The organism is Pseudoalteromonas sp. SR41-7 (assembly GCF_014163935.1).
GTDB classification, from domain to species: domain Bacteria; phylum Pseudomonadota; class Gammaproteobacteria; order Enterobacterales; family Alteromonadaceae; genus Pseudoalteromonas; species Pseudoalteromonas distincta.
Map to the genome: position 1 here is coordinate 72,838 of NZ_JACJEF010000005.1, position 12,709 is coordinate 85,546.

At 40.6% G+C, this 12,709-nt stretch carries 10 protein-coding genes; 6 read left to right on the forward strand and 4 right to left on the reverse strand.

Translation table 11 applies throughout. The features are described 5' to 3' along the window. Positions 1-226 precede the first annotated feature (226 nt). The 6 genes from H5092_RS08305 to H5092_RS08330 all read left to right on the forward strand — a co-directional run bounded on the left by H5092_RS08305 (position 227) and on the right by H5092_RS08330 (position 5,904). Positions 227-763, forward strand: a complete 537-nt coding sequence (locus tag H5092_RS08305; RefSeq protein WP_182716341.1) for a sigma-70 family RNA polymerase sigma factor — start codon at positions 227-229, stop codon at positions 761-763. After that, entirely contained in the window at positions 760-1,443 is a 684-nt protein-coding gene (locus H5092_RS08310; RefSeq protein WP_182716340.1) for an anti-sigma factor domain-containing protein, read from the forward strand. Before H5092_RS08305 ends, H5092_RS08310 begins: the two co-directional genes overlap by 4 nt. Positions 1,444-1,601: 158 nt before the next feature. Beyond that, positions 1,602-3,194: a DUF4331 domain-containing protein gene (locus H5092_RS08315; protein ID WP_182712336.1), complete on the forward strand. Its 1,593-nt coding sequence runs from the start codon at positions 1,602-1,604 to the stop codon at positions 3,192-3,194. 11 nt (positions 3,195-3,205) lie between these two features. Continuing rightward, entirely contained in the window at positions 3,206-3,715 is a 510-nt protein-coding gene (locus H5092_RS08320) for an Ig-like domain-containing protein (RefSeq protein WP_024600513.1), read from the forward strand. A 54-nt stretch (positions 3,716-3,769) separates the two neighbouring features. Next, positions 3,770-4,795, forward strand: coding sequence for a hypothetical protein (locus H5092_RS08325; protein WP_182733297.1), 1,026 nt, complete (start codon positions 3,770-3,772; stop codon positions 4,793-4,795). Beyond that, entirely contained in the window at positions 4,792-5,904 is a 1,113-nt protein-coding gene (locus H5092_RS08330; protein ID WP_154902906.1) for a HupE/UreJ family protein, read from the forward strand. Before H5092_RS08325 ends, H5092_RS08330 begins: the two co-directional genes overlap by 4 nt. 66 nt (positions 5,905-5,970) lie before the next feature. On the opposite strand, the gene H5092_RS08335 is transcribed toward H5092_RS08330, so the two are convergent. From H5092_RS08335 to H5092_RS08350, 4 genes are all read right to left on the reverse strand, one after another. Next, the gene (locus tag H5092_RS08335) at positions 5,971-6,597 is read right to left on the reverse strand and encodes a TetR/AcrR family transcriptional regulator (RefSeq protein WP_002959031.1); all 627 of its coding nucleotides are present in this window, start codon (positions 6,595-6,597) and stop codon (positions 5,971-5,973) included. A 96-nt stretch (positions 6,598-6,693) separates the two neighbouring features. After that, a complete protein-coding gene (locus tag H5092_RS08340; protein WP_165742544.1) occupies positions 6,694-8,112 on the reverse strand; it encodes an efflux transporter outer membrane subunit in 1,419 nt (472 codons plus the stop codon). Further along, a complete protein-coding gene (locus H5092_RS08345; protein ID WP_182733298.1) occupies positions 8,109-11,243 on the reverse strand; it encodes an efflux RND transporter permease subunit in 3,135 nt (1,044 codons plus the stop codon). The genes H5092_RS08340 and H5092_RS08345 overlap by 4 nt, the downstream gene beginning before the upstream one ends. A 12-nt stretch (positions 11,244-11,255) precedes the next feature. Then, positions 11,256-12,425, reverse strand: a complete 1,170-nt coding sequence (locus tag H5092_RS08350; RefSeq protein ID WP_182720159.1) for an efflux RND transporter periplasmic adaptor subunit — start codon at positions 12,423-12,425, stop codon at positions 11,256-11,258. Between the last annotated feature and the right edge of the window lie 284 nt (positions 12,426-12,709).

The window sequence follows — 12,709 nt, forward strand, 5'->3', positions numbered from 1 at the left end:
GATATATATAGTAATTAATAAACTAAAATCTACTACAGACCGCTCTTTGTGCATTTTTTACAAACATGTGAATAAATTATACTTACACGTCTAAATTTCAAACACTGACCGATTATTGCTTGTACTTACGTATAAAGCAGCTAATCTAAAAGGCAATTAAATTTTTTTGCATCCAAATCACACCCTCAACCGTTTACTCAATGATAATAAGAAAAACAGGACCCCTATGGATAACGATGATTTACTCCCTCTTTTGTGCGCAACAGCACAAGGAGACAAAAATGCTTTCTCAAGTTTATATCAACAAACTAGCGGCAAACTTTTTGCTATTAGCTTAAATATGCTCACTAACAGGGCTTATGCAGAAGAGGCACTACAAGACGCTTTTATAAAAATTTGGCATAACGCATCTGAATATAACGCCTCTAAAGGCACCGTTATTAGTTGGATGATAAGTATAGTCAGATATAGAAGTCTTGACTCACTGCGCTATCACAAAGTACGAAAAGAGCAGTCGTTAGGCGATGACGAATATGAAAATGAAAATGAAAATGAAAGTGTTGACGTTAATTACGATGAAGAAACGAAACTGGTCAATTGTATCGAACAGCTTGAGCCGCAACAAAAACAAGCTATTCACTTAGCTTATTATAAGGGGCTGAGTCATAGCGAGTTAGTGGATCATATAGAAACGCCTTTAGGTACAGTTAAAAGCTGGATCAGGCGTGGGCTTATGCAGCTACAAAGGTGTTTAACATTATGAATTATAATAAACCCGAACTATTAGACGCGCTTGCTGGGCAGTACGTGCTTGGCACACTTAGAGGGCTTGCCCGTAAGCGTTTTCAGCGTCTGTTACTTAACTCAAATCAAGCACGTGAAGCAACAATTATGTGGGAGCAAAACCTAAATAACTTGGCCAGTGCTATTACACCACAAACGCCACGTGACGATGTATGGATAAATATACTACAGCGTATTGAAAACCAAATACAACCCACCAAAACGGTGATACATACTAAGCCTTCTATTTGGCGTACATGGTCTTTTGTTGCAACAGCTGCATGTATTGTTTTAGCCTTTTTGATTATTCAACCTTCTACTAATGTTGTTCAAACACAACAAATTGCCTTGGTTCAAAATCAAGACAAGCAATCATTGTGGTTTATTGATGTAAGCGAGCAAGGGCTTTCAATTAAAGCCAGTAGCCAATTGGTTGCCCAAACCAATAAAGATTACGAGCTGTGGATGATTTTAAAAGGGCAAGATACACCTATTTCATTGGGTTTACTGCCCAAGCAAGGTAGCAAGATATTATTAAAAGATAACCGTTTTAACGCAAGTGATATTGCATTACTAGCAGTGAGTTTAGAACCTATTGGTGGTTCACCAAATGGATCACCAACCGAGGTGTTATACACTACAGAACTTATACTCCTGTAGCTCTACTTTTATAGCCTTTTATTAGCTGCTTACATTAAGCAGCTAACCTTTCCTTAAAGTTTTTAACAAAAAATAAAAACATTTTAACTTTTTTGCATCCATACTGAACTCTCACCCGTTATTAACTACGACTTCAATCAAAACTAAAGGACAAAGTCATGAAAGCTTTAACTCCATCAATACTCGCAGTAGTAGTATGCAGTACGTTTATAAGTGCACCAAGTGAAGCGTCTAGCCACAGAGAAGCGCCAAATATAAGCCGTTTCCCGACTTTAGATTCTACCGATTTTTATGTATTTAATAGTTACGAGCAAGGTCGTGACGATTACGTCACATTAATTGCTAATTACATCCCGCTGCAAGATGCATACGGCGGTCCTAATTACTTTGCAATGGACCCAGATGCTACTTACAGCATTCATATAGATAACGACGGCGATGCTGTTGAAGATATTACATTTGCGTTTAACTTTAAAAGCATGCTTCCTAATGATAACCAAGGTGTGCAATTAACTGTTGGACCTGAAGGTAATCAACGCACCGTGTCTGTACCGCTTAAAAATGTAGGCGGTGTATCTGCCGGAGATAACAGCGCTGCAAATTTTAGCGAATCATACACAGTAAGCATGATAAGCGGCGCGCAGCGTACTGGCGAAACAACGCTATTAAATAACACTGCATCAAACTCCAGCACATTTTCTAAACCGCTTGATTATGTGGGTAATAAAACATTTGGTTCAATGAGCGATTATCAAACTTATGCTGACCAATTTGTGTATCAGGTTTCAATTCCTAACTGTGAGAGCATGGCACAAGTTTTTGTAGGACAGCGTAAAGACCCGTTTGTAGTTAACCTAGGTAAAACATTTGATTTAGTAAACTATGTACCTGTAGAAGGTGATAGCGCCCCTGGTGCTGGTGACGGCGGTGGTTTTCCAGGTGGTATAACGCAATCAGCTGATAATGACGACCTTGCAGATAAAAACGTAACATCAATCGCTATCGAAATACCTAAAAGCTGTATTGTCGGTGAAGGTAACGGCGTAATAGGTTCGTGGACAACAGCAAGCTTACCTCAAGCACGTGTATTAAACCCCAATGCTAAATTTGCTAATAATGCGGTAAACGGTGGTGCATTAACTCAGGTTTCACGCCTAGGTAGCCCGCTTGTAAATGAGCTTGTAATTGGCATTAAAGACAAAGACACATTTTCTACTGCGCACCCTAAAGACGATGCACAATTTTTAGATTATGTATCTCACCCAGCACTACCTGAGTTATTAAACATTTTGTTTAAAGATGCTGTTAATACGACCCTTGACGCAAACTTAGAAACTCTGGCACCCACTAACTTCCCGCGTACTGATTTAATCACTGCATTTTTAACGGGTTTTGCAGGCGTTAATCAGCAAGCAACTGTAACACCTTCGGAAATGCTGCGTTTAAATACAGGCATTGCAGCAACAGCGCAAGCTGATCAATCTGCATTTGGTGTAGCGGGTAATGATTTAGCCGGCTTCCCAAATGGTCGTCGCCCGGGTGATGATGTGGTTGATATTGCACTTCGTGTTGTGATGGGTCGTTTATGTCATCCGATTCCTGTAAATGGTGAAGACACTGATTTAGGACTTTGTGCACCAGAGGATGCTAATACAGGCACAGTGCCATTTACAGACGGCGCACCTATTGATGCAACAATGATGGACTCAACATTCCCATACCTTGCAACACCACTTGCTGGCTCTAAATAAGGAGTAAAATAATGCGTAATTTAAAAACTACCCATATTTGTGTTCTCCTCAGTGCATTAACATTGGGAGCATGTAGTAGCGATGATGATAAAAAACAACCTACACCGGTTGTAAACACCGCACCTACAGCAAGCGATGCAATGCTAACAACACAAACTGAAGTAAGCATTACCGATATGCTTAACGCAAGCGATAATGATGGCGACTCACTTACTTACTCGTTAACAAGTGAGCCAATGCTCGGTACTGTTAATGTTGACAGTGATGGTAACTTTACTTATACACCTAATAAAGAAGCAACAGGTTCAGATAGCTTTATGTTTGGTGTAAGTGATGGCGTTAATTCGCAAGTTACTGCAACAGTAAGTATTACGATTGAGGCGCTGCAAGTTGACTTTGCTCAATTTGCAACCGATGCATTTAACCAAGCGCCAAATGCAGAGCCGTTAACTGTTAATGGTCGGGTGTTTACAAACACTGATACCGATGTTGATGGATTAATTTCTACAAGCGGTAACTAACCAAGTCATTAAGCTGACAGGCCATGGATGGCTTTTTTTCAAAGGATATTTATAATGCATTTATCAGTACTTAAACCCCTCACTATTATTGCTATTTGCTTAACCTCTTTCGCGGTGAGTGCGGCTCCTTATACTCCAAAAGATGACGCAGTTATTGCTAACAGTAATTCAACGCTTAGTGCTTCTCTGTCTGTTGAGGAAATAAATACATTAGTCACTAACAGCCAATATGTAGGCCAAACAGAGCGTTTACAGGGGCTACTTAAGACCCGTTTAGCCCAGCTATATAAACAAACACCCTCATCTCAAATTGGTTACTTATATGCTCGTGTTTTACAAAAAGAGCACCTTTTTGACGAAGCAATTAACGTTGCCAACAACGTTTTGATTACCGAGCCAAAGCACAGTAATAGCCATTTGTTACTGGCCAATATATTGATGACCCAAGGTGAATTTACAAAGGCAAAACAACACTGTGTTGCCTTGATTGGTCAAGTAAGTACCATTACTGCTAGCACTTGTGTACTAGACGTACAAAGCCAGCATGAAAGCGTTTTAGACAGCTACCAAACATTAGTTAAAATTATAAACAATAATCAAACTAGTTTAGCTACAAACCATGTTTTAAGTGAAATGAGCTACCGTCTAAGTAACTACAAGCAAGCTTTGTCTCACTTACAAAGCGTAGATTTAGTTCAAGCTCCTGTGAGCCTCATTGTGTTATGGGCCGATATTCAAATTGCGCTAAATCAACCTCAACAAGTATTAAATACATTAAGCGTACTGCTTCCAGATAAAAGTAATTTAGAAGATGCTATTTTACTAAGGCTTTCAATCGCAGAAAAAAAACTAAATAAACGCGATAAAAAATGGCAAAATGCAATGGCGCAAAGAGTTACGCTACGAGAGCTTCGTAAAGATTCTTTTCATGCAAGTGACTTAGCTAAATATTACCTTGATGTACAACCAAATCGCGAAAAAGCACTTTACTGGGCTCATATTAATTGGCAGCAGGCTAAAATGAGCACCGATGAGCAATTACTTATTCAAGCAAAAGCGATGCAACGAGATACACTATGAAAACGCCTTATCTATTTATACTCACTTTAATGCTGTGCATTTTTTCAACTTACAGCTTTGCCCATCAACTAAGTACAAGTTATATAACCTTAAATAGCGAAAACAATAACGACACCAGCAAAAATCTATACACGGGTACTTGGCAAATAAATATTGCCGACTTAGAGCACGCAGTGCCTCTGGATTTAGATAAAAACGGCCAAATTTCGTGGACAGAAATAAAAGCAAAACGCAGCTCAATTAATAACTTCATTAAAGAAAATTTAAATATCACGCAAAGCGCGCAAATATGCCCTTTAAAAAGTGAAGGTATCTATCAGCTAGATAACCATTTTAACCAACCTTATTTGGTTATTCCGCTGCAGTTTAGCTGTGATGACAATGAAGCAATCACCCTTTCCTATTCCGCTTTTTTCAAAACTGATGCTAACCATAAATCCATCGTAAATATTAACGGTGTATCTCGTGTATTTAATATCAATGAGGCACAACAAACGTTCAGCTTTGAACAAACAAGTTATTTAAGTACCTTTAATCAATACGTTTACCAAGGTGTTTTACATATTTGGATTGGTATTGATCATATTTTATTTTTAATCGCTTTGTTACTTACCTGTGTTTTAAAACGCAGCAATAAAGCATGGCAAGGTATTAGCTCTAAAAAACACATTATTAAACACACAGCATGGATAGTAACCGCGTTTACGCTTGCGCACTCTATTACGCTTACCGCCACCGCTATGAACCTTGTATCACCAAATAGTCGCTGGGTAGAGCTTGGAATTGCTATATCGGTTTTATTTGCAGCATTAAATAATGTGTGGCCGTTGGTACTTCGTTTAGGTTGGCTTACTTTTGCTTTTGGTTTACTACATGGGATGGGATTTGCGAGCGTACTTGGCGAACTTGGCCTGTCGAGCGACTATCAACTGCTCAGTATATTGGCGTTTAATTTAGGCGTCGAAATCGGTCAACTTAGTATATTACTGATAGCCTTACCAATACTCATTTATGTACGACACTACACTTGGTATAAAAAATGGTTAATGCCAATGGGCTCCGTTGCTATCGCAATTGTTGCACTTCAGTGGTCAATCGAGCGTTTTTAAATAGTATAAATAAAAAAGCTAGCCAAAATATTGGCTAGCTTACTTTTTAGTTATTTACTTTGAGCGTTACTGCGCTTTATCAAATGGCATCAGTAATGTTTTCATCGCAGGGCGAAGCGCTATGAGTACCGTTTCTTCGGTTAGCTCAGGGTAAAGTAACTTTCTAAGTAATAACCCTGCCATCATCGAAAAAATAACATTAATTCGGCTTTCAAGTTCACGCTCATCAATGTCTTTGAGCGCACTTCGCTCGCTTGTTAAAAGCTGCCTCATGCGCCCTCTTGCTTGAATATCGGTTTCACGCAAAAGAGTAGCAACTTTAATATTACGACCCGCTTCTGCCATCATATCTAAATCAATAACACACGAGCCTGTATCCATGTGTCTTTGCACGCCAATATTTAAGCCATCTAAAAGAGCCGCCAAAACATCACCAGGGTGATCTTCAAACTTTTGAAAGATAGAGAACATTTCTTCCATGTCTTTTTCAATAATGCTTTCTATAATCGCTTCTTTGCTTTCAAAGTAATTATAAATATGCCCTGCACTCATCCCTGCCGTTTTAGATATTTCTGCCATACCTGCACCGTGGTAACCTTTACGGCGAAAACACTCTGCAGCAGCTGTTAAAATTTGCTCACGCCTAGCAAGTGCTATCGCGGGATCTGTTTGCCTTTTTGCTTTAGGCTTCATGTTCAACTCCACTACCAAGTCATAAACTCAGTAAAGCAAGAGCTATAAATAGTCTCGCCATATAAATATGTAATGCGGCTTTAAAAGCCGCAAATATTATTTCTCTTCCTGAGTTGTTTCACTGGCTACATTCCATCCGCCACCAAGCGCTTTGTACAAGTTAATTTGACTCGCAAGATACGCTTGCTGACCCGCAATTAACTGCTGCTGCGCGCCGTACCACGTACGCTGAGCATCAAGTACTTGCAAGTAGCTATCTGCGCCTTTTTCGTAACGCATTTTTGATAAATCAAACGTGATTTGTCGACTACTTATAAGCATATCAAGGGCACTTAATTGCTCTTGGTAACCTTCTCTATCAGCAAGTGCATCGGCAACTTCGCGAAACGCATTTTGAATTTTTTGCTGATACGTTGCCACTGCAATTTCTTGATCTGCTTTTGCTACATCAAGATTTGCTTGGTTACGTCCCATATTAAAAATAGGTAAGCTAATTGTCGGCACAAAGCTCCATGTCCCAGAGCCTGAATCAAACAAGCCACTTAAGTCACTTGAAGCAGACCCCGCGTTGGCTGTTAAGCTTATGCTTGGATAAAACGCCGCTCGAGCAATACCAATATTGGCATTAGCAGCAAGCATTAAATGCTCAGCGGCTTTAATATCAGGGCGCTGTGATAGCAGATCAGACGGTAAACCAACGGGTACTTCTGGCATACTGATCAAGTTAGTCAGGTCTTTATTAGGCAGTAAATCAGCTGAAACAGATTTACCTACTAATAAATCTAAGGCACTTTTATCACGCTTTAACAAACGTTTGTACGTTGCTATGTCTACTTTTGCCGTAGCAACTGTGCTTTTAAGCTGCTCAAGAGTAATTGAAGACGTCGCACCTAAATCAAAGCTTTTTTGCGTAAGCGATAATGACTCTTGCTGAGAGGTAAGCGTTTCTTTTGCAAGCTCTAGCAGTTGCAAATCAGTTGCATAATTTAGCCACGCATTTGCCAACTCTGAAATTAAAGACACCTGCGTGCTGTATTGGCTAAGCTCTGTAGAGTATAAGTTTTGCAGTGCTTGCGCTGATTGATTGCGTACTTTGCCCCAAATATCTAACTCGTAAGAGGTAATACCCACTGTTGCACTGTATTGCGAGCTAATAGCTGCATCGCCAGTACCTGATAAGTCAGCCGGTAAACGCTGGCGCGTACCAGATGCATTTAAATCAAGGGATGGATACAAAGCAGAGTCTTCAATTTGATATAAACCACGCACACGCTGCACATTAAGCACTGCAATTTGCATGTCTTTGTTATGCTCAAGGCTTTGACTAATTAACGTTTGTAGTTTTTCGTCATTAAAAAACTGCTGCCAATTTAATTGCTGCGCAGCGGTTTGCCCAGTATCTGATGCATAAGCATCAGATACTGGTAGAGCAAGGTCTTTTTGCTCAGGCGCTAATTGGCAACCACTTAGCACCAATAAAGCAATTGCACTTAGGCTGAATGTTTTAATGCTCATTCTGCGCTCTCCTTCGTAGTCTCTTTAGCTTTGCCAGGAAATACACGGCGCACTAACACAAAGAATAACGGTACAAAAACAACAACTAATATTGATGATGCAAGTGTGCCGCCAATAATCGAAATACCTAACGCATTTTGCGCACCAGAACCCGCGCTTGAGGCAATAGCAAGCGGTAAAACACCACAAATAAAGGCCATCGAAGTCATAAGTATTGGACGCAAACGTAGGCGAACAGCTGCAATAGCCGCATCAACTAAGCCAAGCCCTTCTTCCATTTTATGAATCGCAAACTCTACAATCAGTATCGCATTTTTAGATGCCAAACCAATGGTGGTCAACAAACCTACCTGCAAGTAAATATCGTTAGATAAGCCACCGCCAAGCGCTGCCATAATCGCACCAAATATACCCAGTGGTACAATCATCATTACCGCAAATGGTACCGACCAACTTTCATAAAGCGCGGCTAAACATAAAAATACAAACAAGAGCGATAAGCCATATAATAAGGGTGCTTGACCACTACTTGAGCGCTCTTGGAATGAAATACCGGTCCACTCAGACGAAATACCATTAGGCAGCTGTTTAACTAATCGCTCCATTTCATCCATTGCTTGTCCCGTGCTGTAACCTGGCGCTGCACTACCTTGAATCTCCATTGCTGAAAAACCATTGTAACGCTCTAAGCGTGGTGAACCGTATGTCCAAAACGAGCTAGCAAAAGCTGAAAACGGCACCATGTCGCCATTATCATTGCGCACATACCACTTGTTTAGATCCTCAGGCACCATACGCGATTGCGCATCACCTTGTAGGTATACTTTCTTCACGCGACCACGGTCTATAAAGTCATTTACATAACTACTCCCCCAAGCAGTGGCAAGCGTGCTGTTTATATCGCCTTGTGAAACACCAAGTGCTTCAGCTTTTGCTAAATCTACATCAAGTTGAAGTTCTGGCATGTCTTCTTGTCCATTTGGACGTACGCCCGCTAAAATTGGGCTTTGGCTCGCCATACCTAATAATTGGTTTCTTGCCGCTAATAAATCATCATGTCCAAGGCCAACACGGTCTTGTAAAAAGAGAGTAAAGCCATTGGCCGTACCCAGCTCAACAATTGCAGGTGGCGGAAAGGCAAAAACAAAGGCTTCTTTTATTGTTGAAAAGTAGCCCATTGCTTTACCTGCAACCGCTTTAACAGATAAATCATCTCGCTGACGCTCATCCCAATGCTTAAAGTTAACAAACGCAATCGCTGAGTTTTGGCCAGAACCTGCAAAACTAAAACCAGTCACGGTAAAAATACCGTTTACTGCTTCGGATTGATCATTTAAGAAATGGTTCTCTACTTTTTTAACAACCTCAAGTGTTTGTTGTGTTGTGGAGCCTGCCGGTAATGACACTTGGTTAAACAAAATACCTTGGTCTTCGTCAGGCAAAAATGCCGTTGGTAAGCTTGAGAATACATAAACCATGCCGCCCACAATCACGCCATAAATAAGCAGATAGCGCTTAGAGTGCGTAAGCATACGGCCCACAAAACTTTGTGCACCTGAGTTTGTTTTATCAAAACCACGGTTAAAGCCTGTAAAAAATCGGCCAAATAGCGTGTTATTGTTATGTACATGGCTTGGTTTTAAAAGCGTTGCACATAATGCTGGCGTTAAAATAAGAGCCACTAAAACAGATAACCCCATCGCCGATACGAGTGTTATAGAAAACTGACGATAAATTATACCGGTAGAGCCACTAAAGAATGCCATTGGTATAAATACCGCAGAAAGTACCATGGCAATACCGACCAACGCGCCTTTAATTTCATCCATAGATTTACGCGTAGCTTCAAGTGCCGAGAGTTTTTCCTCGGTCATTAAGCGCTCAACGTTTTCGACTACAACAATCGCATCATCCACAAGTAAGCCTATGGCAAGTACCATCGCGAACATGGTTAACGTATTGATTGAATAACCAAAGGTGTACAAAATACCAAACGTACCAAGCAATACCACAGGCACGGCAATGGTCGGAATAAGCGTTGCTCGGAAGTTTTGTAAAAACAAATACATGACGACAAACACTAAAATAATCGCTTCAATAAGCGTATGAACTACTTTTTCAATTGATAAAGATACAAATGGTGTGGTGTCATAGGGTACAACTACATCTAACCCTTCAGGAAAATAAGGTTTTAACTCTTCAATTGCGGCTTTAACGCCTGCCGCTGCATCAAGTGCATTCGCGCCACTGGCCAATTTAATACCTAAACCCGAAGCAGGTTGTCCATCGTAGCGTGCTACAACACGGTAGCTTTCGCCACCCAACTCTACACGTGCAACATCCTCAAGGCGGACAAAAGAGCCATCAGGATTTGTTTTTACTAAAATATTCTCAAACTGCTCGACCGTTTGTAAACGACTTTGCGCTGTCACCGTTGCATTAAGTTGCTGACCATCAACGGCAGGCATACCGCCAAGTTGACCGGCAGATACTTGTGCATTTTGCGCACTAATTGATGCACTAATATCAGCAGGTGTAAGCTTATAATTTTGTAACTTTGCAGGGTCTAACCAAATTCGCATAGCGTATTGTGAGCCAAATAATTGCACTTCACCTATGCCTTCAACACGTGAAACAATATCTTGCACGTTTGATGATACATAATCACCAATATCGATGTTGGTCATACTGCCATCTTTAGACACAAAACCTAATACCATCAAAAAGTTACGCGCAGACTTTGCAACAACGACACCTTGCCTTTGTACTTCTTCAGGTAAAAGTGGTGTTGCTGTCGCTAATTTATTTTGCACTTGAACTTGTGCAATATCAGGGTCTGTTTCGGCGCTAAACGAAAGAGTAAGCGTTGCTGAACCGCTCGACTCAGACGTTGATGACATATAAAGTAAGCCATCAAGCCCTTTCATTTTTTGCTCTATAACTTGCGTAACCGTATCTTCAAGCGTACGTGCAGATGCACCAGGGTACGTTGCCGTGATACTAATTGCTGGCGGTGCAATTGACGGATACTGTGCAATTGGCAAGCTTTGTATAGCCAAAATACCTGCTAGCATCACTACAATAGCGAGTACCCAAGCAAATATCGGTCTATCGATAAAAAATCGTGACATTAAAACTCTCCGTTATTGAGCTTGATCGGCTTTAGCAGACGATTGAATTTCAGATGGGTTCACAGGTGCACCAGGGCGGATTTTTTGTAAACCTTCAACTATTAACTTATCGCCATCACTTAAGCCATCAGTAACAAGCCAATCAGAACCAATAGTTCTATCTACTTTTAATACGCGGCTTTCTACTGTGTTGTCTTTACTGACAACCATTGCTGTTGGTTCGCCTTTTGAATTACGGCTAACGCCACGTTGCGGTACTAAAATCGCATCCGCTTTAACGCCTTCAACAATAGATGCACGTGCATACATGCCTGGTAATAATAGCTTTTCAGGGTTAGGGAACTTAGCGCGCAAAGTTACAGAGCCGGTACTTGGGTCAACAGTCACTTCTGAGAACTGCAACGTTCCTTTGTGAGAATACGCCGAGCCATCTTCCATTATTAATTCAACATCTGTTTGGCTGTTTGCATCAATACCTAAACGGCCAGATGCAATCGCTTTTTTAAGTTGCGTCAACTCATTGCTCGATTGTGTTAAATCGATATAAATTGGATCTAACTGAGTTACTGTAGCAAGTGCTGTACTTTGATTGGCACTTACAAGTGCACCCACTGTTACGCTTGATTTACTAATTTGACCACTAATAGGGGAAGACACATGGCTGTAATCAAGGTTAATTTGTGCTGATTTTAACTGCGCTTTAGCCGTTAATAATTCAGCATTTGCTTGTTTGTACGCAGCATCCGCTTCGTCAAAATCTTGTTGGCTCACTGCTTTGATTTTTAAGAGTTCGCCGTAACGTGATGCTTTTGATTTAGAGCTGGCGATGCTTGCCTCTGCGCGTGCAACGCTCGCTTCACTTGCTGCTAAGTCTGCTTCAAATGTAGCTGGGTCTATTTGATACAGTGCTTGGCCTTGCTTAACCTCTTTACCTTCGACAAATAAACGAGATTGCACAATACCACTTACTTGTGGGCGAATTTCAGCAATTTGAAATGCACTGATACGCCCAGGAAGTTCTTTTTTGAGAGTAAGCGCTTGGCTTTTTAATGTCAGTACACCCACTGGCACAGCTTGAGGAGCTGAAGCTTGTGACTGCTCAGCAGCCTGATCACAACCAGTTAAAGCAACAGAACCGACGAGGGCTGATAATACAAATAAAGCGATGCGGGAACGCTGCATGTTAAATACCTTTTAGTTTAGAGTGAACGATCATTCTAAATTAAAATGCGCTGATAATGAATCTTAATAAGGAGAAATTTACACAAACTTACACTATTGAATACAATATACGCCTTAGGTAGCATTTAATGTTAATTTGATGAAAATAGAATCAAAGCTGTTTGAAAATAAAGCAATTAAACAGATTGAAATAACCACTCATTTTAAGCACAGAACTTTTAAATAGGCACAAAAAAGCCAAGCAAAAACAGCTTGGCTATTTATATAAACGACTATCTTACTTT